The sequence below is a fragment of the Albidovulum sediminis genome (assembly GCF_025380365.1).
GTDB classification, from domain to species: Bacteria; Pseudomonadota; Alphaproteobacteria; order Rhodobacterales; family Rhodobacteraceae; genus Albidovulum; species Albidovulum sediminis.
In genome coordinates, this window is the sequence record NZ_JAOCQF010000002.1 from 276,027 (window position 1) to 299,344 (window position 23,318).

Sequence of the window (23,318 nt, forward strand, 5' to 3'; positions counted from 1 at the left end):
GCACGGGGGGCATTGGCAAGCGCACTGCGCCGTCCTATCTGGGACGGATGCGGTTCCTCGTCATCCTTCTGGGCCTTCTCTCCCTCTCGCTGCCCGCGCGCGCCGACTGCGTCGTGCTCCTGCACGGGCTGGCCCGGTCCGACGGGTCGATGCGGCTGATGCAGACGGTGCTGGAGCGCAAGGGCTACCGGACCGTCAACCCCGACTACCCGTCCACCGCCGCCCCGATCGGCGATCTGGTCACCGAGTACGTGGACCCCGCGGTGGCGGCCTGCGGCAAGGACCGGGTCCACTTCGTCACCCATTCGATGGGGGGCATTCTTGCCCGCGCGTGGCTGATCGACCATCAGCCCCCGGAGATGGGGCGCGTGGTGATGCTGGCGCCGCCCAATCACGGATCGGAACTGATCGACGTCTTCGGTGAGGTCGAGCTTTTCGCCCGCATCCTGGGGCCGGCGGGCCTGTCGCTCGGGACCGGGCCGGGATCGGCGCCGAACCGGCTTGGCCCGGCGCGCTTCGATCTGGGCGTGATCGCCGGCGATGTCAGCTTCAACCCGATTTATTCCTGGGTGATCGACGGCAAGGACGACGGCAAGGTCTCGGTCGCCTCGACGCGGATGCGCGGCATGACCGACCACATCGTGCTGCCGACCAGCCACACCTTCATCATGAACAACCCCCGCGTCATCGCCGAAACGCTGCAGTTTCTCGAAAGCGGGCGCTTCGATCACATGATGACACTGACGCAGGCGGTGGAACGGCTCTGGCGCTGACCGGGTGTCAGGCCGGCTGGCGCACCCGGTTGACGTGCCCCATCTTGCGCCCCGGCCGCGCTTCCGCCTTGCCGTAGAGGTGAATGGCCGCGTTCGGTTCACGCGCGATCTGGGGCACCCGCGCGACATCGTCGCCGATCAGGTTTTCCATCACCACATCCGCATGCCGCGACCCGTCGCCCAACGGCCAGCCGGCGATGGCGCGGATGTGCTGTTCGAACTGGTCGACCGCGCAGCCGTTCTGCGTCCAGTGGCCCGAGTTGTGGACGCGCGGCGCGATCTCGTTCACGACAAGGCCGGCAGGCGTCACGAAAAGCTCCACCCCCATCACGCCGACATAGTCGAGCGCGTTGAGGATGCGCGCGGCCAGAAGCACCGCGTCGGTCCGCTGGCCCGGCGTCAGCGTCGCCGGCACCGTCGTGGTCGACAGGATACCATCCACATGCACGTTCTCGCCCGGATCGTAGGCCGCGACCTCTCCGCTCAGCCCGCGCGCGGCGATGACCGAGACCTCGCGCGTGAAGGTGACGAAGCCTTCCAGAACCGAGGCCGCTCCCTGCATCGCGGCCAGCGCCCCTTCGGCGGCTGAAACGTCGGCGATGCGCACCTGCCCCTTGCCGTCATAGCCCAGGCGCGTGGTCTTCAGGATCGCGGGCGTTCCGATGCGGGCAAGGGCGGCCTCAAGCTCCGTCAGCGTGGTCACGGCGGCATAGGGCGCGGTGGTCAGGCCGATGCCGGACAGGAAGTCCTTTTCCAGCATCCTGTCCTGGCTGACTGCCAGCGCGCGCCGGTTGGGCCGGATCGGCCGCAGGCTTTCCAGAAGATCGAGCGCGGCGGTGGGCACGTTCTCGAATTCATAGGTGATGACGTCGACGCCCTCGGCGAAGGCACGCAGCGCCGCTGCGTCCTCGTAGGGGGCGGTGACGACCCGTTCCGCGACATGGGCCGCCGGCGGATTGGCCGCGGGCTCATAGACATGGGTCCGGTAGCCCAGACGCGCAGCCGCGACCGACAGCATGCGGCCAAGCTGCCCGCCGCCAAGGATGCCGATGACGGAACCGGGGGGCAGCATCTCAGTCATCCTGCGGCTCATCGGGGATGGAGGCGGAAAGCGCCTCACGCCAGGCGTCAAGCCGTGCGGCAAGCGCGGGGTCGGTCATCGCCAGGATGCCCGCGGCCAGAAGCCCCGCGTTGGCCGCGCCCGCCGCGCCGATCGCCATGGTGGCGACGGGAAAGCCCCGGGGCATCTGCACGATCGAATAGAGGCTGTCGACCCCCGACAGCGCCTTGGTCTGGATCGGCACGCCGATGACCGGCACCCGCGTCTTCGACGCCATCATGCCGGGCAGATGCGCCGCGCCGCCCGCGCCCGCGATGATCACCTGAAGCCCGCGCTCGACGGCGGTCTTGCCGTAGGACCAGAGCCGGTCGGGCGTCCGATGGGCAGAGACGATCCTCGCCTCGTAGCTTACGCCAAGCTCGTCGAGGATCGCGGAGGCCTCCTTCATCGTGGGCCAGTCCGACTGCGACCCCATGATGATGCCGACCTTCGCGCCCATGCGGAACTCCCCCTCAGGATGGAGCGCGCACTATAGCGGCGGGCGGGCAGGCGGCAAGGGTCGGGGTGCGAAAAAACGGCCCAGCCGTCACGCGATGATGTCGGGCGTCAGCAGATCCTCGATCCGGGCGATGCGGTCCTTGAGCCCCAGCTTCTGCTTCTTCAGCCGGCGCAGGGTAAGCTGATCGGCGCGCCCCGATTCCTCCATCAGGTGGATGGCCTCGTCCAGATCGCGGTGTTCGGTCTTCAGCACTTCCAGTTTGACGCGCAAGACGTCTTCGCTGTCCATTGTCGTTGGGGCGTTCATTTTTTCTGGCCCGAGTCGGTTCCCTGCGGTTGCAAACTATATCAACGCCCGACCCACGCGGGAAGCGTCTGCGGCGCGCACCTGCTCTTGCCCGCGGCAGGAGACCACCCCATATTCCGACGTGGGGTTGCCGGAATCGGGACCCCGACCGCACGTCGCTTGAACCTGAGGACCTGCCCGAGATGACAAAACTGACCTTTGGCGCCCATCCCTTCCTTCTGGGCTTCGATCAGCTGGAACGGCTGGTCGAGCGCACCGCGAAATCGGGGAATGAGGGCTACCCCCCCTTCAACATCGAGCAGGCGTCGGAAAACGCGTTCCGCATCACGCTGGCGGTCGCGGGTTTCCGCGAGGATGACCTTTCGATTACTGTCGAGGACCGCCAATTGGTGATCCGGGGCCGGCAGGCCGATGAGGCGGAGGGGCGCATCTTCCTTCACCGCGGCATCGCGGCGCGCGCGTTCCAGCGCAGCTTCGTGCTGGCCGAAGGGGTGGAGGTGGCGGGTGCCCAGATGGAAAACGGGCTTCTGCACGTCGACCTGAAGCGGTCGGTGCCCGAGCCGGTGGTGCAGACCATCCGCATCTCGCGCAAGTAAGAAGGAGGCAGGCATGGATACGAAATTCGATTTTGGGCCCGACAAGGGCGAGCGGATCGTCTATGTCCGCGCCGTCGCGGTCGAGGATCTGCCGGACGAGGTCCGGGAGCAGGTGCCGGGGGTCAAGACGCTTTATGCCGTTTGCGACGCGGACGGGGAGCGGCTGGCGCTGGTGCGGGATCGCCGGATGGCGTTCCTTCTGGCGCGCCAGAACGACCTTGCGCCGGTGAACGTGCATTGACCGAGCATGAATTCGACTGGGTCGATGCCTTCACCGACCGCCCTTTCGGCGGCAACGGCTGTGCGGTTTTCCATCAGGCGGGCGCGATCGACGCGGGGACCTGCATGGCGATCGTGCGGGAAACCAGCCTGACCGAATGCACCTATCTGGAACCCTCGGCGGTGGCCGACTTCCGGGTGCGCTACTTTCTGGCGGATCGCGAGATTCCGTTCGCGGGCCACCCGACCATTGCCACGGTGGCCTCGCTTCTGGAGCGCGGGATGGCCTCGGGCGACAGCCTGACGCTCGAAACGCTGGCCGGCGTGATCGGCGTCGAGATCCTGGCGCAGCCGGGAGCGATGCCGCAGATCGTCATGACCCAGATCGCGCCCGAGTTCCGCGAGGCGGTGCCGCCGGCCGAGGTCGCCGCGGTCTCGGGGATCGAGGTGGACGACATCGTCGGCACGCCGCAGATCGTCACCTCGGGGCTACCCTACTGCGTCACAGTGGTGCGCTCGGCCGGGGTGCTCGGGCGGATGCGGCTCGACCTTGCGGCGATGAAGGACTTTTCTGCCCGCTACGACCGTCCGGGTGACCCGGTGATGGAGCCCTACCTGGTCGCGCTCGAAGGCGCCACCCCGGCCGGCAGGACCTTTGCGCGCCATCTGATGGCGCCGCCCAGCCCGGCCGAAGACCCGTTCACCGGGTCCGCCGCGGGACCGGCCGCCGCCTATCTCTGGCGCCACGGCATGATCGAATGCCCGCGGTTCGTGGCCGAGCAAGGCCATCTGATGGGCCGCCCCGGTCACGCGCAGATTGAGGTTCTCGGCCCCCGCGAGGCGATCACCGGCGTGCGCGTGGGCGGGCAGGGCCGCGTTCTGATGCAGGGCCGCATTCGTCTGTAACCCCTTCCTGACGCGGTCCCGGCCTCCGATCGCCCGCAGACGGGCTGCGGATGGGTCGCAAACCCGTCGTGGCTCAGCCTTGGCTCATCCCGCGCGCATCAATCGCGCCTCGCCCGGCCGCAGGCAGGGGCGGGCGGCGGCGGGGACGCTGCCTTCGACCGAAAGCTCGGGAAAAAGGCTCAGCACCTCCTGCCGCTGGGCATCGTCCAGCATCTTCATCCCGCAGGCGCCAGGGTGGAAGCTTTCGGTGGCGGCCCCTTCCGACCAGATCAGTTCGTGCCTGTCGAACAGCAGGTGGACATAGGTCACCGCGTCCACCGGCGCGCGCCGGATCGTGTCGCCGTTGACCAGCGCAACGGCCGGCGCCAGCATCTCGGCCTGCCCGAACAGAAGCTCTGCCCGCCAGCCCGTCACCAGCACGCGGTGCTGGGGCGACAGCCGGAGGTCCCGGGCATTGCCGATGGCCCCGGCCCGGAACAGGATCGGCGCCATGCGGCCGGTGCCGGCGATGCGCCGGCTGCCGACCCACCGAATCGGGCGCGGCCCGTTGTCCACGGTCAGCACCAGATCGCCCGCCACCAGCGATTCGACCGGCCTCTGCCCGTCCGGCGTGTCGATGAGGGTTCCGGCGGCGAAGCAGAGGAAGGGTTCGTCGCGCAGGCTGACATAGCTGCCGTCGTATTCCGTCCCGTCCCATTTGCCTAGCTGCAGGTTCGTCACCGCGCTGTGGTGCACGCCTGGTGGGATGTCGCTGTCGTTGATCCGGACGGCGAGGGTTCCGTCCTCGAACACCCAGACGATCATCGGCACCTCGACCGTCTGGCCGTTGTATTCCATCGTGCCGCCGGTGAAACGGCCGACCTCGAGCACATCCTTGGTGACGCCGTCGACGGTCACCGTCTCGCCGGCCATGCTGCGCCGCCCCTCGCTGTCGGAATCGGCGATGATGCCGTCGCCGTTGGCGTCGTTCCAGACAGCTTCCGTATAGGTGCCGGGATCGATCGAAAGACCGTCGCCCGCGTGCCCGATGACGTTGTTCGCACCGGCACTGTAGCCCGGCCAGGTGCCGCTACCCTGCCAGAGCCAGCTTGCTGTGTCTGCCATCCCGCTATCCTTCGCTACGGCCACAAGACCGGGGAAGGATAGGGGGAAATCGTGAACGCCCGCTTTACGCGACCCCGAAACGCCAAGGGCCGGGCATCGCCGCCCGGCCCCGCGCAGTTCCCTGTCGCGTTCGCTCAGGCCTTGATCAGGCCCAGGCTTTCGAGCTTGAGAAGCACCTGATGCGCGCAGTTGTCGACATCGACGTTCTCGGTCTCCACCCGCAGTTCGGGATTTTCCGGCACCTCATAGGGGTCGGAAATGCCTGTGAATTCCTTGATCTTGCCCTCGCGCGCCAGCTTGTACAGCCCCTTGCGGTCACGCCGTTCGCATTCCTCGATCGAGGTTGCGACATGCACTTCGACGAAGGCGCCATAGGCCTCGATCATCTCGCGCACCGCGCGGCGGGTGGCGGTGTAGGGGGCAATCGGCGCGCAGATGGCGATGCCGCCGTTCTTGGTGATCTCGGACGCGACATAGCCGATGCGGCGGATGTTGATGTCGCGATGCTCCTTCGAGAAGCCCAGTTCCGACGACAGGTGCTTGCGCACCACGTCGCCGTCGAGAAGCGTGACTGGCCGCCCGCCCATCTCCATCAGTTTGACCATGAGCGCGTTGGCGATGGTCGACTTGCCTGAACCCGAGAAGCCGGTGAAGAAGACGGTGAAGCCCTGTTTCGCACGCGGCGGCGAGGTGCGGCGCAGTTCGGTGACCACTTCGGGGAAGGAGAACCAGTCCGGAATCTCCAGCCCCTCGCGCAGGCGGCGGCGCAGTTCGGTGCCCGAGATGTCGAGGACGGTCGAACCTTCCGGCACTTCGTCAACGGGGAAGTACTGGGCCTTTTCCTGGACATAGACCATCTGCTTGAAGTCGACCATCTCGATGCCGACTTCCGCCTGATGCTCGCGCACCAGTTCCTGCGCGGCATAGGGATCGTAGAAATCCTTGCCCTGGCTGTTCTTGCCGGGACCCGCGTGATCGCGGCCGACGATGAAATGCGTCAGGCCGTGGTTGCGGCGGATGATTGCGTGCCACAGCGCCTCGCGCGGGCCACCCATGCGCATGGCAAGGTTCAGAAGGCTCAGATGCGTGGTCGCGGCCGGATACTTGTCCAGCACCGCCTCGTAGCAGCGCACGCGGGTGAAGTGATCAACGTCGCCCGGCTTCGTCATGCCGACGACCGGGTGGATCAGCAGGTTCGCCTGCGCTTCCCTCGCCGCGCGGAAGGTCAGTTCCTGGTGCGCGCGGTGCAGTGGGTTGCGGGTCTGGAAGGCCACGATCTTGCGCCAGCCCAGCTTGCGGAAGAAGGCGCGCAACTCGTTCGGGGTGTCGCGGCGGCCCTTGAAGTCGTAGTGCACCGGCGGCTGAATGCCGGTGATCGGGCCGCCAAGGTAGATATTGCCGGCCTTGTGGTGCAGGTAGTTGACGGCAGGGTGCGCGATGTCGTCGGCGCCAAAGACCTTTTCGGCCTCGCGCGCCTTGTTCGGCTCCCACTTGTCGGTGACCGACATGATCGCAAGGATGACGCCCTCGGCGTCGCGAAGTGCGATGTCCTGGCCCGGCTCGACCTTCGCCGCGAAGTCTTCGGACACGTCCAGCGTGACCGGGATCGGCCACAGATCGCCCGTCGTCAGCCGCATCGTGTCCACGACGCTGTCATAGTCGGCCTCGGTCAGGAAGCCCTTCAGCGGGTGGAAACCGCCATTCATCAGCAATTCAAGATCGCAGACCTGCCTCTGGCTGAGGTCCCAGGACGGAAGCGCGGCGGCCTCGTGCTTCAGCTTTTGCGCGGAGTCGTAGGAAACATAAAGCTCCGGGATCGGAGCGAGGTTGGAAAGCTGCATCGGAATCGTGGCCTCTGGCGAAACGCGGCGGGTCGCCGCCTTGCCGGCGCACTTGCCCGGAAACGGGAAGAAGTTCAAGAGAAAGGCAGGTTTCCCCGGGAATTCGGACCGAAATCGCGGAGAGCCTGCGCCATTCGGGAAACCGTTTCGCGCGGCTGGCCGGGCGGGGGACAAGCGGCCCACCGGCCCGGCGGCGCGGGAAAAACCTTCGCGGCGGCCCCGTTCCTAGGCTTCGTGCCCGGCAAGCCAGCGCTCGGCGTCCAGTGCCGCCATGCAGCCCATCCCGGCAGAGGTGACCGCCTGTCGGTAGACGTGATCGGTCAGGTCGCCGGCCGCGAAGACACCGGGGATCGAGGTTTCCGTCGTTCCCGGCCTGACCTTCACATAGCCGCCGTTGTGCAGTTCCAGCGTATCCTTGACCAGTTCCGAGGCCGGCGCATGCCCGATCGCGACGAAGAAGCCGTCGCAGGGCACGACGGTTTCCGCACCCGTCCGGATGTTGCGGGCACGCACTCCGGTGACGCCCAGAGGCGCCTCGGTGCCGAGGATTTCCTCGACCGTGTGGTCCCACATCACCTGGATCTTCGGGTTCTTGAAAAGCCGGTCCTGCAGGATCTTTTCGGCGCGGAAGCTGTCGCGGCGGTGGATGACGGTGACCTTCGAGGCGAAGTTGGTCAGGAACAGCGCCTCTTCCACCGCGGTGTTGCCGCCGCCGATCACCACCACCTCGCGCCCGCGGTAGAAGAACCCGTCGCAGGTCGCACAGGCCGAGACGCCGAAGCCCTTGAATTTCTCTTCGGAGGGCAGGCCAAGCCATTTCGCCTGCGCGCCGGTTGCAAGGATCACCGCGTCAGCCGTGTAGGTCGTGCCGCTGTCGCCCGCGGCGGTGAACGGCCGCTTCGACAGGTCGAGCGTCTGGATGTGGTCCGATATGATCTCGGCCCCCATCGCGCGGGCGTGCGCCTCCATCCTGACCATGAGGTCGGGGCCCTGCACCTCGGTGTCGCCGGGCCAGTTCTCGACCTCGGTGGTGATGGTCAGCTGTCCGCCGGGCTGGATGCCCTGCACGAGGATCGGGCTCAGCATCGCGCGCGAGGCGTAGACGGCGGCGGTATATCCCGCCGGGCCCGAGCCGATGATCAAAACCCTGGTGTGCCGCGTCTCGCCCATTTCCGCCCTCTTCCAAATCGGTCCCCGGCCATATAATCAGCGCCGTGCGCTTGGGAAAGCCCCCGCTGTCCGGCGTCGGCATGCCGGAAATTGCGCGGATGTGAAATAATATTGCGCAGGCCCCGTCCTGAGGATAAGTTCCGCAAAAATTTCAGGAGAGACCCATGGCCGGACACAAACTCGACGAGATCGACCGCAAGATCCTGTCGGAGTTGCAGGCCGATGGCCGCATGACCAACGTGGAATTGGCGCGCCGGGTGGGCATTTCGGCACCTCCCTGCCTGCGCCGGGTGCGCACGCTGGAAGACGCGGGATACATCCGCGGCTACCATGCCGACGTCAACCCGCGCGAACTGGGCTTCGAGGTTCAGGTGTTCGCGATGGTCGGCCTGCACAGCCAGGCGGAATCCGACCTCTCGGCCTTCGAACAGCGCTGCCGCGACTGGCCGCTGGTGCGGGAGTGCCACATGCTGAACGGAGAGATCGACTTCATCCTGAAATGCGTGGCGCCTGACCTGTCCACCTTCCAGTCGTTCCTGACCGCGCAACTGACCTCGGCGCCGAATGTGGCGAGCGTCAAGACCTCGCTCGTGATCCGGGGGGCCAAGGACGAACCGGGGGTTCCCTTCGACGTACTGGAGGACCGCCTGGCCAGGCTCGCCTGACGGTCCCCCGCACGTCCGGCGGCGCCTGGAGTCGCCGCTGCAAAGTTCCGCTCAGCCGTAAAGCACGCGCTCCATCTCGGCCGAGGACAGGCGCGGATGGGCGACCGGGCCGAAATCGGCAAAGCTCTTCGCATGCGGGAACAGCGCGAGGAACAGGGCCGCCATCTGCGGATCGGCGGATTCGACGTTGCCGATGCCGGGGTGGTAGCTTTCGACCTCGAGCCCCGCGGCACGGATCGAGCCGTGACGCTCCAGCACAAGGTGGTAGACCGGGATTGGCGCGATCGGCGTCACCTCGACGATCGAGACGCCATCGACGAAGGCCGACGCCGGCGCGTAGGCGGCGGCGATCCCGGTGGCGGAGTGGAAACGGTCGTCGCGCAGAAGGATACGGGCGCGGGGGCCCAGAACCAGATCGGGATTGGGCCGGCCAAGGCCGAAGGCATCGGCTGTGATCCGCGTCATCAGCGCCGGTTCGATCCCGTTGACCGTGTTCGGCGGGAAGATCGTCATCGACCCGACCCACATGACCCGCTCCATCCGGCCCTCTGCCGTCTGCACGCGGGTGCCCGGCATCAGGTCTTCGACCGCCACCGGGCCATCTTCGGTGTGCAGCACGGTGCCGCGCGCGAAGGCTGAAAATGCCTCCTCGAACTGGGCGATCGCAGGGGCGATGCGCGTCGATGTCTCGACGTCGCCCGACGCGCTGAGCCAAGCGATCTCGTACCGGCGGGTACGCACAGGCGCCCGTTGGGGACGAATCCCGGGGCGCTGATAGCCGATGGAGGGAGAAGACTTCGTTTGAGCCGGCACAAGGCCGGTAGAAGCCGCGGAAACCGCCGCGGAACGATACGAGAACGACATGCGATCAGCCTTTCGGTCTGGTCACATCTGCACACACCCACACCCGGAAACAGCAGACTGACTACAAGGAAAAATGTGAGGGTTCGAAGGGGGTTTGTCAAAGAATCGTGATGAATCTGAAGGTGAGATCCCCCCAATACCGACCGTTGCGAAGGACTGGCATCGACTCCGGGAACACTGCCACATTGTTGCCACAAAGCTGCCTCCGTCTGCCTTGGGTTTGCGGGCGAATCGTTCGATGAAGCGGCCGCGACGGGCCACGCGGGCACCATGTATGGGCATGGATTCGGGGTCAGTCGCGGTCGGCCCTGTGCCGGCGCGGGTCCCTGCGTGCGTTCCGGTTCCAGGGAAGCAGCAGTCCGCAGCTTTCGGCCTCAACCAACATGCGCGCCATCCAGCGGTGTTCGATCTTCATCTGTCGGCCTCCTTGTGCCGGCTTTCGCGCCGCAGCGCCCATCCGGGGAACAGTCTGGAAGATCAATGCGGCAGGTCTTTGTCAACGAAAGCGAAAATATCTGTCGCCTGCCACAGACGGGTCTGCGGGTGTTCGCGCTTGCTGTCAGTGAATTTTCCGCAGTCTCTGAGATGCGCGCGCGCGGATTGTCGCCTCTTCAGGGCCGTCTTGTGGTGCCTAGAGCCGGATGGCCGAGATCAGGCGGCCATAGTCCGCCTCGTGCAGATGGACCGAGCGGCGATAGGAATAGAACCGCGCGGCGTCGGAATAGGTGCAATGGCGCGTCCACTCGGCGCGACCGACGCCTGCCTCGCGCAGCCGGTGAAGGCCGAACCCCGGCAGGTCGAACAGATACCGGTCGCCCTCTCCGTTCGCGAAGAACCGGTCATTGCGGTCATCCTCGGCAAGGAACGCGTCCAGAAACTCCGGGCCGACCTCATAGGCGCGCTGGCTGATCGTCGGGCCGATGACGGCGGCGATGCGGTCGCGCCGGGCACCCAGATCCTCCATCGCCGCGACTGTCGCCTCCAGCACGCCGGAAAGCGCGCCGCGCCAGCCCGCATGGGCCGCACCGATCACGCCTGCCTCGGCATCGGCGAAGAGCACCGGCTGGCAGTCGGCCGTCAGCACGGTCAGCGCCAGCCCCGGCGTCCGGGTGACGAGCGCGTCGGCGCGCATGGGCCGGTCAAGCGGTGCCGTTACCGTGACGACATCGGCGGAATGGATCTGGTGGACGCCGATCAGGTCCTGCACGCCCAGCCCCAGCGCCTCGGCGGCGCGCGTGCGGTTCACCGCGACCGCCTCGCTCTGGTCGGATGATCCCTGCCCGCAGTTCAGGCCCGCGAAGATGCCCGAGGACGCGCCACCCCTGCGGGTGAAGAATCCGTGCCGGAACGGCGCGAGGTCGTCATGCGTCAGGATTTCGAGCGTCAGGTTCACGTGGCGGGGTCCAATCCGGGCGGGGCTGGGCGGCCGATCGGGTGGCAGGCAATGATCTTGAACACCTGACCCATTTCTTCGGGATGGGTCAAGCGGCGATGGGCGGCGACATGTGACGCAAGGGCAGCATCTGTCATCCCACGGGCGAGTGTTCGGGCGCGGGCGGTGATGCCCAGCCGTTCGAGGAACACGCCCTGCGGGGTCATCGCCGTGACCGCCGAGCCCGCCGCCTTAGCCGCCAGCGCCAGCGCCTCGAAATCGACATGCGCGGTCAGGTCGGCTTCGCCGGGCGCGTCCAGGGGATCGACAGGACGATGCCGACGCACCGCCTGAAAGGTATCGCCACGCGAACGCCATCCGCCGTAGTCGACAAAAAGCGCCACCCCGCCCCGCCGCGCGATCCGTTCGGCGATGGCGCCGGCGATGGCCGTGGCCGCAGGGCAGATCTCGACGATGTCGCCCTCGGCCGTGTCCGGCAGGCGGTGCGACAGCATGGGCCGCGCGATCTCGGGGCCAAGGCCGAAGGCAAGGGCCCCGTCCTTCAGCCCCACCTGACGTTCGCGCCAGCCGGCGCCGTGGCGGACGAACTGGCGGATCGGCAGCGCGTCAAGGAACTCGTTCGCGACCAGAAAAAGCGGTGCGTCCGGCAGGGTGGCGACAGTGTCGTGCCAGGTGACGGCATCGCCCAGCTTCTCGTGCTGGCAGGCGCGCAAGGTGGGCGAAGCCTCGACCAGATGGACCTGTGCGGCCTCGGACATGCCCGGAACCGCGCGGATGGCGCGCAGGATGTCGGCCATCAGTGTGCCGCGTCCGGGGCCGGCCTCGGCCAGGACGTAAGGCGCGGGCTTGCCCTGATCGAGCCAGGCCTGTGCTAGGCACAGCCCCAACATTTCCCCGAACATCTGGCTGATCTCGGGCGCGGTGGTGAAATCGCCCGCCGCGCCCAGAGGGTCGCGCGTGGCATAGTAGCCGTGGCGCGGATGCAGAAGGCACTCGGCCATGTAGTCGGCCAGGCTGATCGGCCCCTCCTCCGCAATCCGGGCAGAAAGTATCCGCGCCAGCGGTGTCACCGACGTGCCCTTGCGATCAGGAAGAGACCGAAGGCGATCATCGGCAACGACAGGAGTTGTCCCATCGAAAGACCGTAGCCGCCCCAGTGCAGGATGTGGCCCAACGGATTGTCGGGCGTGATGAACTGCTGATCGGCCTGGCGCACGAACTCGACCGCAAAGCGGGCGAGCCCATAGCCCGCAAGGAAGGTGCCGGTGATGCGGCCGGGGGTCTTCAGCGCCCCGCGCCGCAGGAGCATGACAAGGACAAGGCCCAGCACTAGCCCCTCCAGCCCCGCCTCGTACAACTGGCTCGGGTGGCGCGCGCAAAGACCCGGCGCGATTCCGGGGCAATCCTGCGCGGCGTCACCGGGGAAGATCACGCCCCAGGGCAGATCGGTCGGGCGGCCCCACAGTTCGGCGTTGACGAAGTTCGCGATCCGGCCAAGGAACAGCCCCAATGGCGCAACCAGTGCCATCAGGTCCGCCAGTTGCAGGATCGGCACGCCATGGCGGCGGCAAAACCAAAGCCCGGCGGCGACCACGCCGAGAAAGCCGCCGTGGAACGACATGCCGCCTTCCCAGATCTTCACGATGTCTGCCGGATGGGCAAGGAAATGGCCCGGTTGGTAGAACAGTACATAGCCGAGGCGCCCGCCAAGGATGATCCCCAGGATCAGCGCGGTCAGCAGATCGTCAAGCTTGCCGGGCTCAACCGGCGCGCGGTCGGCGGGCCAGAGCGCCGGGCGCCGGACCAGGGCGAGCGCAATGCGCCATCCGCCGAGAATCCCCGCGATATAGGCCAGCGCGTACCAGCGCAGCGCCAGCGTGACGCCGAAGAAGGTGACGGAGAAGATCTCGTTCGAGATGTCGGGGAACTGCATCGTGACCTCAAACCTCGTTTCTGTTCCGCCGGCGCCGCGGCGAGGATGCGCTTGAGCTTTCGCGCGCCCGTGGCCATATAGGCCGCATCCGCGCCGGAAGGGAAGGTTGCCGACATGCAGGGTCCGAACAAGTTTCTCGACGATCTGTCGAAGCTGATGACGAACGCGATGGGCGTGGCCCAGGGCGCCCGGACCGAGGCCGAGACCGCGATGAAGGGCCTGATGGACCGCTGGCTTGCCGACCGCGATTTCGTCACGCGCGAGGAATTCGATGCCGTGCGCGCCATGGCGCAGAAGGCGCGCGAGGAGAACGAGGCGCTGAAGGCCCGCCTCGACGCGCTGGAAAGCGCCGCCGCGCCCGCGGCGAAGAAGAAGGGCTGAGAGGCCCGCGCCCGAGCTCAATGCGCCGGTCCGCCCAGCGCGGACGCAGGTCGCGCTCGGCCCCTCTCCGGTGATGCCGAAACCTTCATCCCGACGAAAGGCCGCGCGCGACCGGCGGGCGGGACAGTGAGCGTTGACACATAAACCTGCAAGTAAGCGGGAACGTCTGGGATTAGGTGGTGGCAGCCGAAAAGGCGCGTGATTACGAGCGGTTAGCGAAGGGTGGCCGGGTTTCGATTGGGCCAGGGCAATGTCAGCAGGGAATGGCGAAAAGTGGGTCTGGGCGGGTTGGCGGGCCCTGGGAGGGCTTGAAGTGGGTGGCGCGCGGCAGGGCGTTTAAACCACTGTAAAACCGCCCGAAAATGGCGCTTCATAGGCTGATGGCCGATCAAAACAGACCCCATGCCGCCTTCGGAACATGGAAATGGCCTTCCAAGTTCACCGCCTCAGTTCCGAGTTGCGCATAAGTGGCTATAAACAAAGGGAAAGGCGGTTGGATTCGAGTGCCCTACCCGATCCCGAACTGGGAACTGATTTTCACCGCTCAGGGGGCTGCAGAGCCGGGCAAGCCGTTCGTCAGGAAGCTCTCGACGCAGAGCGCGTTCGTCATCGCCGCGACCTCGTCACGAGCGAGAAGTGTGCCGCAGGAGCGATAGACGAGCTCGGCGACTTGGGCGGCGTTGCTGGTGCGGGCGGCCTCTGCTTCGGCAGCCTCCGCGGCCGTCTTGGCCTTGGCTTCCGCAGTCGAAGTCATCCGGGCCTGAATCGCCGAAGATGGCTCCCAGTCCTCGCTCGGATACCAGTACTCCCACGGTTCACCGAAGCCCTGCGAAAGGCAGGCCTCGGCACGCTTGCGGGCGGATGTATCGAAGACGTCGTCACGGCTCCGGATCGCATCGGCGGCGGCACTGAATGCCGCGTCATCTCCTGCTTCGATCGCCGCCATGCACTCGTCGGCAAGATCTCCCAGAACCGACGCCGTCGCTGGTGTTGCACAGATGACCGTCAGTGCGCCGGTCATGAAAACGAACTGCCTCAAACCCATATCCCGTTCCTCACCAAATCACAGACTCCACAATACAGCGGCAGTGCCTACCGCCACACATGGCCGGACCAGACTACCTGACCGAGGATGTTCAGGACATGGGCATCGCTTTCGGCGATGAGCTCCGGCGGCATATCCCTGTTGTCCGAGTAGAGGACCAGGATCTTTTCTTTCGGCCGGCGCTCCAGACGTTTCACGCGAGCCTCGCTGTCCTGCATGAAGGCGAAGATCGGCAGCCTCGTCGGCAGCCTGTTCTTCTTGTAGACCGGCACCTCGCGCCGCGTGGTGTCGATCATCACCAGGTCGCCCGACTGGATGCCCGGCGCCATGCTGTCGCCCGAGACGCGGGCCATGGCGGCTGCCTCGGGCTTTACATCGATCTTGCGCAGCCATTCCTGGCGGAAGACCAGGTGGTCGATGATGGCCACGTCTCCGTTCTCGACACCTGGGCCTGCCGAGAGCCACGCGTCGTGGAGAGGAATGCGGGCGAACCCAGACCCTTCGATCTCGACAATGCCAACAGGTTCCGGTGAACGCCTAGGGCCTAAGTGGAACTCGATATCCAGCGCATCGCAGACCGCTTTGGCCTTGTTGAGCGTCGTTCCCGATTTTTTCAGGCCCCGAAGGATGGCGCGGATTGTGTCCTCTGGCAGGCCGGCCGCCGTTTCCACGGCAAAAGCGTTTGTATCCAGTGCCTTAAGGCGCTGAGCGACTAGGCGCTTTAGTGTTTCTTCGGCGTGTTCCACGAATCGGAGAAAATACCGAAAACCGTGCTGCTTGACTATCGGTAAAAACTCCGGCTAAGTAATCGGAGAAAAAGCCGATACGGGCAGACAATGGACACGAAGACACTCGTCGATCTGGCGGAAGCCTACGCAGCGCATTCAGGGCTGAAGTTGTCGACCGTCTCCACCTATGTGGCGCGCCACAGACAGGACGCCGGCTTTCCTGGGGACAAATGCAAATAGTCCTTTACAGGGTGCGGCTTTGGGACCACCATATCTTGTAAGGATGGTGGCAGGCAACCGCCGATCCTTGCGGGGGTACCCAGCCTTTGTGGGTTAAAGGCCGGCAAGGGCTAACAACAAAGAGGCCGGGCATGGCGCTTTCCGAAGACTTCCTTTCCACGGACGACCTGCACCCCATCGACATTGTCGAGACTCTGGCGGAGCACCACGAATGGGACTTCGACCGGGTCGCCGACGACCAGATCGCGATGGCGGTCGAAGGGCAGTGGCGCACCTACTCGATCACGCTTGCCTGGTCCGGTCACGACGAGACGCTGAGGCTGATCGCCACCTTCGAGATGGACCCGCCGGAGGAAAAGCTGCCGCCGCTCTACGAGGCGCTCAACCGTGCCAACGACATGGTCTGGTCCGGCGCCTTCACCTACTGGCGCGAACAGCGCCTGATGGTCTGGCGCTATGGCCTCTGCCTAGCGGGCGGTCAACTGGCCAGCCCCGAGCAGATCGACCGGCTGATCCGGGCCGCGGTCGCAGCCTGCGAGCGTTTCTATCCCGCTTTCCAGCTGACCTGCTGGGGTGACGACAGCCCGGAACGCGCCATGGACGTGGCGATGGCCGAAGCCTACGGGCGCGCCTGAGCTTTTCGGGTTTTCCTTCCCGCCCGGTCGGGTAATCTCCGCCCGAACGAAGGGAGGTGCCGGATGAACATGGACACGGTGCGCCAGAGGGGCCTGGTGCTGCTGGGGTGTGGCAAGATGGGGTCCGCGATGCTGGCGGGCTGGCTTCGTGGCGGGTTGCCGCCCGCGTCGGTCTGGGTGCTTGATCCCAACCCGTCCGGCTGGCTGAAGACGCAAGGGGTGCACCTGAATGCCCCGCTGCCCGAAGACCCCGCCATCGTCCTGATTGCGGTCAAGCCGCAGATGATGGGCGCGGCCCTGCCGCAGCTGGCCGCGCTGGGCGGGGGCGGGACGCTGTTCCTGACCGTCGCGGCGGGCACGACGATCGCAACCTACGAGGCGGTTCTGGGGGTGGCCACGCCCATCGTGCGCGCGATGCCGAACACGCCTGCCGCCATCGCGAAGGGCATTACCGCCATCACCGGCAACGATCATGCGACTGAGGCGCACATGGCATTGGCCGAGGCGCTGCTGTCTGCTGTCGGGCAGGTCGTCCGCATCGAGGGGGAGCACCAGATGGACGCGGTGACGGCGGTATCGGGCTCCGGCCCGGCCTATGTCTTCCACCTGATCGAGACGCTGGCTGCGGCGGGGGCGGCCGAAGGGCTGCCGCCTGCGCTGGCCATGCAACTAGCCAAGGCAACCGTCGCGGGCGCTGGCGCGCTGGCCGAGGCGGCGGAGGATGACCCCGCACAGTTGCGCATCAACGTGACCTCGCCCGGCGGGACGACCGCCGCGGCGCTGAAGGTGCTGATGGACGAAGGGCGCGGCTTTCCAGCGCTGCTGAGGGAGGCGGTCCACGCGGCTGCCGAGCGCGGGCGGGAACTGGGCAGATGACGATCACCTTCGACGACTTCCTGAAGGTCGACATCCGCGTGGGCCGCATCACACGCGCCGAACCCTTCCCCGAGGCGCGCAAGCCCGCCTTCAGGCTCTGGGTCGATTTCGGCCCGGAAATCGGCGAAAAGAGATCCTCCGCCCAGATCACGAAGCATTACACCCCGGAAGAGCTGGTCGGGCGCCAGGTGCTGGCGGTGGTGAACTTTCCGCCGCGCCAGATCGGTCCGGTCAGGTCGGAGGTTCTGGTGCTGGGTGTCCCGGACGCGGAGGGCGAGGTCGTCCTGATCGGTCCGGGGCATGAGGTGCCCCTGGGGGGAAGGCTGTTCTGAATGAAACTCTTCATCTCGCGGCCGCTGCCGCAGCCGGTGCTGGATCGCGCGGGCGCGCATTTCGACATGGTCCACCGGACCGAAACGCGCCCGATGAGCCAGGCCGAATGCGTGGCCGCTCTGGAAGGGTATGACATCGTCCTGCCGACGCTGGGCGATCTTTTCCGGGCCGAGACCTTCGCGGCGGCGAAGGACGTGCGTTGCAAGCTGCTTGCCAACTTCGGCGTGGGGTACAACCACATCGACGTGGGGGCGGCGGCGGCGGCAGGCATGGCGGTGACGAACACGCCCGGCGCGGTGACCGACGCCACGGCGGACATCGCCATGACCCTGATCCTGATGTCGGCACGCCGCGCGGCGGAGGGGGAGAGGCTGGTGCGGTCGGGGCAGTGGGAGGGCTGGCACCCGACGCAGATGCTGGGCCTTCACGTCACCGGCAAGACGGTCGCGATCATCGGTATGGGCCGCATCGGCAAGGCCATCGCGCGGCGCTGCCATCACGGCTTCGGGATGGAGGTCGTGTTCTTCAACCGCTCCGCCATTGCCGATGCGGGCGTTCCCGCACGCCAGGTGCCGACCCTGCACGCGGCGATGGCGGCGGCCGACATCGTCGTGATCGCGGTTCCGGGCGGGGCCGGGACGCGCCACCTGATCGGGGCAGAGGCACTTGCGGCGATGCGCCCCCACGCGCATCTGGTCAACATCGCGCGGGGCGACGTGGTGGACGAGGCCGCGCTGATCGAAGCGCTTCGGTCGCGTCGCATCGGCGGCGCGGGGCTGGATGTCTACGAACGCGAACCGGAGGTGCCCGAGGCGCTGATCGCGCTCGACAATGTCACGCTGCTGCCCCATCTCGGCACCGCCGCGCTGGAGGTCAGGACCGCGATGGGGATGATGGCGCTCGACAACGCCATCGCCTTTGCCGAGGGCCGGGCGCTGCCGAACCCGGTCTGAGGCGTCAGGTCGCGGAGAGGTCCCCGATCTCTTCCCGCCAGTGGCGGCGGCAGAGCGAGACGTAGGTTTCGTTGCCGCCGATCTGCACCTGCGCGCCGTCGCGGAGCGCGCGGCCGTCCGGCCCGCGCCGCACGACCATCGTCGCCTTCTTGCCGCAGTGGCAGATGGTGCGCACCTCGCGCATCTCGTCGGCCAGCGCCAGCAGCGCGGCCGATCCTGGAAACAACTCTCCCCGGAAGTCGACACGCAGCCCGTAGCACATGACCGGCACGCCGAGGTCGTCGACCGCGCGGGCAAGCTGCCAGACCTGCGCGGGGGTCAGGAACTGCGCCTCGTCCACGAAGACGCAGGCCAGCGCATCCTGCGCCAGCCGGGCCCGGATGGTCTGGCCGAGATCGGTCGTCGCGTCGAAAGTGTCGGCGTCCTCGCCGATGCCGATGCGGCTGCCGATCCGGCCCGCCCCGGCACGGTCGTCAAGCCGGGCGGTCAGAAGATAGGTCGCCATCCCGCGCTCGCGGTAGTTGTAGGACGCCTGGAGCAGCAAGGTCGACTTGCCGGCGTTCATCGTGGAGTAGTGGAAATAGAGCTTGGCCATGTGCCCTGATAGCCTTGCCCGGATCGGGCCTGCAAGCGGCGGCGCGGGAAAAAAACTGGCCCCGGCGCCGAGGGGTCGTGCGCCGGGAGCCGGGCACTCGTTACAGCCGCTGATCTGCCCGTCCGGTCGAACCGGAGGCGGGCCGATCCCACCCGAACCGATGCCGGGGCACCGGTAACTCGCACCCGTTCCTACAATGGAACTCTTTCCAAATGACAAATGCGCCTGAGCGCATTAAGGGGAAAGGACTGGCAGAATTCCCCGTTCCGGCGGGAAAGGGAGAGACGGGAAAGGCTCGCATGGACACGTCGGCGATGGGGAACTATCTGAAAAAGCACACCGAAGCCCTGGTCAAGGACGTCGGCATCGAGGTCGCGGCCGAACTTTGCGGCAAATCGAAAGCGACGCTTGGTCGCTACTATTCGGCCGATCCCGACCACGCCGATCGCTTCATGCCGGTCGATGTCGTGGCCTCGATCGAGGCGGCGGCGTCCTTCCCGCATGTCACCGTGGCCCTTGCCGATCTGCGAGGCGTCACGCTCAGCTACGACGAGGATCGGCGCAATACCCGCAACGGCGGGGTGAATTCCGATGTCGTGGCGCTGTCCCAGCGCTTCGCGATGCTGATGGCGGAATACAACCAGTCGATCCAGGACGGGCGCATCTCGATCAACGAGGCAAAGCGCCTTCTGGTTGAAACCGTGGCGATGCAGCGCGTGCTTCTCGACATCAAGCTGCACCTCGAGGACGAGATCCGCTGAGACCCCGCCCCGCGCGGGGCAGCCCCCGCGCCGTCGGGCAGTGCCATGTTTCGCGCGCCCGACCGGGCCCCTAGCCCTGCAGCGTCCTGACGCCATAGCCTTCGCCCCGCGCCTGCATCGCCTGGACGGCGGAGATGCTGGCGGCCGCGGTGGTGAAGTAGGGGATCTTGTCATAAAGCGCGACGGCGCGGATATCGCGGCTGTCGGAGATGGCCTGGGCGCCCTCGGTGGTGTTCATCACCAGGGAGATGTCACAGTTCTTCATCCGGTCGACGATGTTGGGGCGGCCTTCGTAGACCTTGTTCACCACCTCTGCCGCGACCCCGTGTTCGGCCAGGAAGGCCGCGGTGCCGCGGGTCGCCACGATCTCGAACCCAAGCTCGATCAGGCCGCGCGCCGCCTTCGCCATCTCGGCGGTCTTGTCCATGTCCTTGATCGACAGGAACACCCGGCCGTCTTCGGGCAGGTGCGTGCCCGCGCCCATCTGCGCCTTGAGGAAGGCCAGCGGGAAGGTGCGGTCCCAGCCCATCACCTCGCCGGTGGAGCGCATCTCGGGGCCCAGCAGCGTGTCGACGCCGGGGAAGCGGGCGAAAGGCAGCACCGCCTCCTTGACCGAGAACCACGGCGTGCGCGGGTCGGCCAGCGTCATCGGGTCGGCATAGGGCAGCGGCGTGTCCGGGCCGACGCCCTGCGGATAGGGCGCGCGCTCGGGGAAGGTCGAGAGCGGCTCGCCCGCCATCAGCCGCGCGGCGATGGAGGCGATCGCCGAGTCAGTCGCCTTGGCCACGAAGGGCACGGTGCGCGAGGCGCGCGGGTTCACCTCGAGCACGTAGATGACCCCGTCCTTGATCGCGAACTGTACGTTCATCAGCCCGACGACCCCGAGTGCGAGCGCCATGGCGACGGTCTGGCGCTTCAGTTCAGCCACCGTCTCATCGCTCAGCGAATGGGGGGGCAGGCAGCAGGCGCTGTCGCCGGAATGCACGCCCGCCTCCTCGATATGTTCCATGATGCCGGCGACATGCACGTTGGTGCCGTCTGACAGCGCGTCCACGTCGACCTCGATCGCGCCCGAAAGGTAGCTGTCGAGCAGCACGGGGTTCTTGCCGGACACATCGACTGCGGTGGTGATGTAGCGTTTCAGCTGGTCCATGTCGCGGACGATCTCCATCGCCCGGCCGCCGAGGACGTAGGACGGGCGAATGACCAGCGGGAAGCCCACGCGCTCGGCGATGAGGATGGCCTGTTCGTCAGATGAGGCGATGCCGTTGACCGGTTGCTTCAACCCGAGGTCGTGGAGAAGTTTCTGGAACCGCTCCCGGTCCTCGGCCAGGTCAATGGCGTCGGGCGTGGTGCCGAGGATCGGGATGCCCTCGTCATGCAGCGCATTGGCGAGCTTCAGCGGCGTCTGGCCGCCGAACTGGACGATGACGCCGTGCAGGGTGCCGTTCTCCTGCTCCACCCGCAGAATCTCGAGCACATGTTCCAGTGTCAGCGGCTCGAAATAAAGACGGTCCGAAGTGTCGTAGTCGGTCGAGACCGTCTCGGGGTTGCAGTTGATCATGATGGTTTCGTAGCCTGCCGCGGTCAGCGCGAAGCACGCATGGCAGCAGCAATAGTCGAACTCGATCCCCTGGCCGATGCGGTTCGGGCCGCCGCCGAGGATGACGACCTTCCTTGCCTCCGTCGGCCGCGCCTCGCATTCCACGTCGCCCATCGCGGGCACTTCGTAGGTCGAATACATGTAGGGCGTCTGCGCCTCGAACTCCGCGGCGCAGGTGTCGATGCGCTTGAAGACCGCCTGCACGCCAAGGCTGCGGCGGGCGCGGCGAATATCGCGCTCCTCCCGGTTGCCGAGCTTGGCAAGGCGCGCATCGGTGAAGCCCATCATCTTTAGCTTGCGCAGCCCCGCGGCGGTCGTGGGCAGGCCGTTCTCGCGAACTTCGGCCTCGGTTTCGACGATCTCGCGGATGCGCGACAGGAACCAGGGGTCGAAGGCAGTGGCGGCTTCGATGTCCTCGTCCGAAAGCCCGTGGCGCATCGCCTGCGCGATCAGGCGCAGCCGGTCCGGCGTCTGCCGGGCGAGCGCCTTGATGATGGCGGCTTTTTCAGGCGCGCCGGGGATGGCGATCTCATCAAAGCCGGTCAGCCCGGTTTCGAGCGAGGCCAGCGCTTTTTGCAGGCTTTCGTGGATGGTGCGGCCGATCGCCATGGCCTCGCCCACCGATTTCATCGCGGTGGTCAGTTCCGGCTTCGATCCCGGAAACTTCTCGAAGGCGAAGCGCGGGATCTTGGTCACCACATAGTCGATGGTGGGCTCGAAGCTGGCAGGCGTCACCTTGGTGATGTCGTTGTCCAGCTCGTCGAGCGTGTAGCCCACGGCGAGCTTCGCCGCGATCTTGGCGATCGGGAAGCCCGTGGCCTTGGAAGCCAGCGCCGAGGATCGCGACACGCGCGGGTTCATCTCGATGACGACCATGCGGCCGTCCTTAGGGTTGATCGCCCACTGGACGTTCGATCCGCCGGTTTCCACCCCGATCTCGCGCAGGACGGCGATCGAGCCGTTGCGCATGATCTGGTATTCCTTGTCGGTCAGCGTCAGCGCCGGCGCGACGGTGATCGAATCGCCGGTGTGCACGCCCATCGGATCGACGTTCTCGATCGAGCAGACGATGATGGCGTTGTCCGCGCGGTCGCGGACCACCTCCATCTCGTATTCCTTCCAGCCGAGCAGGCTTTCGTCGATCAGCACCTGCGCGACCGGCGAGGCATCAAGGCCCGAGCGCACGATCGCCTCGTAGTCGTCGCGGTTGTAGGCCACCCCGCCGCCGGTGCCGCCAAGCGTGAAGGCGGGGCGGATGATCGCGGGCAGGCCGATGTGTTCCAGATCGTCAAGCGCCTGGCGGACGCCGGCCGTGATGTCGTACTTGCCGTTACCAAGCTTGGGCGCCGAAACGATGGTCGCCTTGGGGTTTTCAAGCCCGATCCGGTCCATCGCCTCGCGGAACAACTTGCGATCTTCCGCCATTTCGATGGCCTGGCGATTGGCGCCGATCAGTTCGACGTTGTACTTTTCCAACACGCCCATGTCTGCCAGCGCCAGCGAGGTGTTCAGGCCCGTCTGCCCGCCCATCGTCGGCAGAAGCGCGTCGGGGCGTTCCTTCTCGATGATCTTGGCGACAACCTCGGGGGTGATCGGCTCGATGTAGGTGGCGTCCGCCAGCCCCGGATCGGTCATGATCGTCGCGGGGTTGGAGTTGACCAGGATCACCCGGTAGCCTTCCTCGCGCAGGGCCTTGCAGGCCTGGGCACCGGAATAGTCGAACTCGCAGGCCTGGCCGATGATGATGGGGCCCGCGCCGATGATCATGATCGAGTTGATATCGGTTCTCTTCGGCATCGTCCCGGCCCCCTCATGCGCAAATTGTCGGGGGTTATAGTC

The 23,318-nt window shown here is 66.5% G+C and carries 26 protein-coding genes; 11 read left to right on the top strand and 15 right to left on the bottom strand.

All coding sequences use genetic code 11. The features are described from left to right. Nucleotides 1-47: 47 nt before the first annotated feature. On the top strand, nucleotides 48-773 hold the full coding sequence (locus N5I32_RS13000) for an alpha/beta fold hydrolase (protein WP_261496306.1): 726 nt from the start codon (nucleotides 48-50) through the stop codon (nucleotides 771-773). Nucleotides 774-780: 7 nt separating this feature from the next. Here N5I32_RS13000 and N5I32_RS13005 read toward each other — a convergent pair whose 3' ends face one another. From N5I32_RS13005 to N5I32_RS13015, 3 genes are all read right to left on the bottom strand, one after another. Then, complete coding sequence (locus tag N5I32_RS13005; protein ID WP_261496307.1) at nucleotides 781-1,854, bottom strand: 5-(carboxyamino)imidazole ribonucleotide synthase; 1,074 nt, start codon at nucleotides 1,852-1,854, stop codon at nucleotides 781-783. Next, complete coding sequence (gene purE / locus N5I32_RS13010) at nucleotides 1,847-2,332, bottom strand: 5-(carboxyamino)imidazole ribonucleotide mutase (protein ID WP_261496308.1); 486 nt, start codon at nucleotides 2,330-2,332, stop codon at nucleotides 1,847-1,849. Before purE ends, N5I32_RS13005 begins: the two co-directional genes overlap by 8 nt. Before the next feature lie 87 nt (nucleotides 2,333-2,419). Further along, complete coding sequence (locus N5I32_RS13015; protein ID WP_261496309.1) at nucleotides 2,420-2,638, bottom strand: YdcH family protein; 219 nt, start codon at nucleotides 2,636-2,638, stop codon at nucleotides 2,420-2,422. A 182-nt stretch (nucleotides 2,639-2,820) separates the two neighbouring features. Here N5I32_RS13015 and N5I32_RS13020 point away from each other — a divergent pair, with 182 nt between their 5' ends. Genes N5I32_RS13020 through N5I32_RS13030 form a run of 3 tightly spaced genes read left to right on the top strand, consistent with a single transcriptional unit; the run spans nucleotide 2,821 to nucleotide 4,359 of the window. Beyond that, the gene (locus tag N5I32_RS13020; RefSeq protein WP_261496310.1) at nucleotides 2,821-3,234 is read left to right on the top strand and encodes an Hsp20 family protein; all 414 of its coding nucleotides are present in this window, start codon (nucleotides 2,821-2,823) and stop codon (nucleotides 3,232-3,234) included. A gap of 13 nt (nucleotides 3,235-3,247) precedes the next feature. Then, on the top strand, nucleotides 3,248-3,475 hold the full coding sequence (locus N5I32_RS13025) for a DUF1150 family protein (protein ID WP_261496311.1): 228 nt from the start codon (nucleotides 3,248-3,250) through the stop codon (nucleotides 3,473-3,475). Beyond that, on the top strand, nucleotides 3,472-4,359 hold the full coding sequence (locus N5I32_RS13030) for a PhzF family phenazine biosynthesis protein (RefSeq protein WP_261496312.1): 888 nt from the start codon (nucleotides 3,472-3,474) through the stop codon (nucleotides 4,357-4,359). Before N5I32_RS13025 ends, N5I32_RS13030 begins: the two co-directional genes overlap by 4 nt. 84 nt (nucleotides 4,360-4,443) lie before the next feature. Here N5I32_RS13030 and N5I32_RS13035 read toward each other — a convergent pair whose 3' ends face one another. The 3 genes from N5I32_RS13035 to trxB form a co-directional block, all read right to left on the bottom strand. Continuing rightward, nucleotides 4,444-5,463, bottom strand: a complete 1,020-nt coding sequence (locus N5I32_RS13035) for a Hint domain-containing protein (protein ID WP_261496313.1) — start codon at nucleotides 5,461-5,463, stop codon at nucleotides 4,444-4,446. Between the two features lie 134 nt (nucleotides 5,464-5,597). After that, the gene (locus N5I32_RS13040) at nucleotides 5,598-7,304 is read right to left on the bottom strand and encodes a bifunctional sulfate adenylyltransferase/adenylylsulfate kinase (RefSeq protein WP_261496685.1); all 1,707 of its coding nucleotides are present in this window, start codon (nucleotides 7,302-7,304) and stop codon (nucleotides 5,598-5,600) included. A gap of 225 nt (nucleotides 7,305-7,529) precedes the next feature. Further along, nucleotides 7,530-8,474 (bottom strand): thioredoxin-disulfide reductase, encoded by a 945-nt coding sequence (gene trxB / locus N5I32_RS13045; protein WP_261496314.1) that lies wholly within the window; start codon nucleotides 8,472-8,474, stop codon nucleotides 7,530-7,532. A gap of 164 nt (nucleotides 8,475-8,638) precedes the next feature. Here trxB and N5I32_RS13050 point away from each other — a divergent pair, with 164 nt between their 5' ends. Continuing rightward, on the top strand, nucleotides 8,639-9,139 hold the full coding sequence (locus tag N5I32_RS13050) for an Lrp/AsnC family transcriptional regulator (protein ID WP_261496315.1): 501 nt from the start codon (nucleotides 8,639-8,641) through the stop codon (nucleotides 9,137-9,139). Nucleotides 9,140-9,190: 51 nt separating this feature from the next. On the opposite strand, the gene N5I32_RS13055 is transcribed toward N5I32_RS13050, so the two are convergent. The 5 genes from N5I32_RS13055 to lgt all read right to left on the bottom strand — a co-directional run bounded on the left by N5I32_RS13055 (nucleotide 9,191) and on the right by lgt (nucleotide 13,329). Beyond that, complete coding sequence (locus N5I32_RS13055; RefSeq protein WP_261496316.1) at nucleotides 9,191-9,880, bottom strand: Hint domain-containing protein; 690 nt, start codon at nucleotides 9,878-9,880, stop codon at nucleotides 9,191-9,193. A 415-nt stretch (nucleotides 9,881-10,295) separates the two neighbouring features. After that, the gene (locus N5I32_RS13060) at nucleotides 10,296-10,418 is read right to left on the bottom strand and encodes a hypothetical protein (protein WP_261496317.1); all 123 of its coding nucleotides are present in this window, start codon (nucleotides 10,416-10,418) and stop codon (nucleotides 10,296-10,298) included. A gap of 216 nt (nucleotides 10,419-10,634) precedes the next feature. Beyond that, nucleotides 10,635-11,390 carry a peptidoglycan editing factor PgeF gene (gene pgeF / locus N5I32_RS13065; RefSeq protein ID WP_261496686.1) on the bottom strand — a complete coding sequence of 252 codons (756 nt, stop codon included), beginning with the start codon at nucleotides 11,388-11,390 and terminating at the stop codon, nucleotides 10,635-10,637. A 2-nt stretch (nucleotides 11,391-11,392) separates the two neighbouring features. Further along, a complete protein-coding gene (locus N5I32_RS13070) occupies nucleotides 11,393-12,466 on the bottom strand; it encodes a class I SAM-dependent methyltransferase (protein ID WP_261496318.1) in 1,074 nt (357 codons plus the stop codon). After that, nucleotides 12,463-13,329, bottom strand: a complete 867-nt coding sequence (lgt, locus tag N5I32_RS13075) for a prolipoprotein diacylglyceryl transferase (protein WP_261496319.1) — start codon at nucleotides 13,327-13,329, stop codon at nucleotides 12,463-12,465. Before lgt ends, N5I32_RS13070 begins: the two co-directional genes overlap by 4 nt. Nucleotides 13,330-13,443: 114 nt before the next feature. Between lgt and N5I32_RS13080 the strand changes: the two genes are divergently transcribed. Continuing rightward, on the top strand, nucleotides 13,444-13,710 hold the full coding sequence (locus tag N5I32_RS13080) for an accessory factor UbiK family protein (protein ID WP_261496320.1): 267 nt from the start codon (nucleotides 13,444-13,446) through the stop codon (nucleotides 13,708-13,710). 544 nt (nucleotides 13,711-14,254) lie between these two features. Here the strand turns inward: N5I32_RS13080 and N5I32_RS13085 are convergent. Together N5I32_RS13085 and N5I32_RS13090 are read right to left on the bottom strand one after the other, a co-directional pair. Beyond that, complete coding sequence (locus tag N5I32_RS13085; RefSeq protein WP_261496321.1) at nucleotides 14,255-14,749, bottom strand: hypothetical protein; 495 nt, start codon at nucleotides 14,747-14,749, stop codon at nucleotides 14,255-14,257. A 53-nt stretch (nucleotides 14,750-14,802) separates the two neighbouring features. Next, the gene (locus N5I32_RS13090) at nucleotides 14,803-15,501 is read right to left on the bottom strand and encodes a S24 family peptidase (RefSeq protein WP_261496322.1); all 699 of its coding nucleotides are present in this window, start codon (nucleotides 15,499-15,501) and stop codon (nucleotides 14,803-14,805) included. Nucleotides 15,502-15,854: 353 nt separating this feature from the next. Between N5I32_RS13090 and N5I32_RS13095 the strand changes: the two genes are divergently transcribed. From N5I32_RS13095 to N5I32_RS13110, 4 genes are all read left to right on the top strand, one after another. Next, nucleotides 15,855-16,358, top strand: coding sequence for a type III secretion system chaperone family protein (locus N5I32_RS13095; RefSeq protein ID WP_261496323.1), 504 nt, complete (start codon nucleotides 15,855-15,857; stop codon nucleotides 16,356-16,358). 63 nt (nucleotides 16,359-16,421) lie between these two features. Continuing rightward, on the top strand, nucleotides 16,422-17,234 hold the full coding sequence (proC, locus tag N5I32_RS13100; RefSeq protein WP_261496324.1) for a pyrroline-5-carboxylate reductase: 813 nt from the start codon (nucleotides 16,422-16,424) through the stop codon (nucleotides 17,232-17,234). Next, entirely contained in the window at nucleotides 17,231-17,566 is a 336-nt protein-coding gene (locus tag N5I32_RS13105; RefSeq protein WP_261496325.1) for a tRNA-binding protein, read from the top strand. The genes proC and N5I32_RS13105 overlap by 4 nt, the downstream gene beginning before the upstream one ends. Further along, entirely contained in the window at nucleotides 17,567-18,520 is a 954-nt protein-coding gene (locus N5I32_RS13110; protein ID WP_261496326.1) for a 2-hydroxyacid dehydrogenase, read from the top strand. A gap of 4 nt (nucleotides 18,521-18,524) precedes the next feature. Here the strand turns inward: N5I32_RS13110 and N5I32_RS13115 are convergent, their stop codons facing one another. After that, nucleotides 18,525-19,115, bottom strand: a complete 591-nt coding sequence (locus N5I32_RS13115; RefSeq protein WP_261496327.1) for a thymidine kinase — start codon at nucleotides 19,113-19,115, stop codon at nucleotides 18,525-18,527. A 299-nt stretch (nucleotides 19,116-19,414) separates the two neighbouring features. Here N5I32_RS13115 and N5I32_RS13120 point away from each other — a divergent pair, with 299 nt between their 5' ends. Further along, nucleotides 19,415-19,876 carry a hypothetical protein gene (locus tag N5I32_RS13120; RefSeq protein ID WP_261496328.1) on the top strand — a complete coding sequence of 154 codons (462 nt, stop codon included), beginning with the start codon at nucleotides 19,415-19,417 and terminating at the stop codon, nucleotides 19,874-19,876. A 70-nt stretch (nucleotides 19,877-19,946) separates the two neighbouring features. On the opposite strand, the gene carB is transcribed toward N5I32_RS13120, so the two are convergent. Further along, entirely contained in the window at nucleotides 19,947-23,276 is a 3,330-nt protein-coding gene (gene carB / locus N5I32_RS13125; protein ID WP_261496329.1) for a carbamoyl-phosphate synthase large subunit, read from the bottom strand. Nucleotides 23,277-23,318 lie beyond the last annotated feature (42 nt).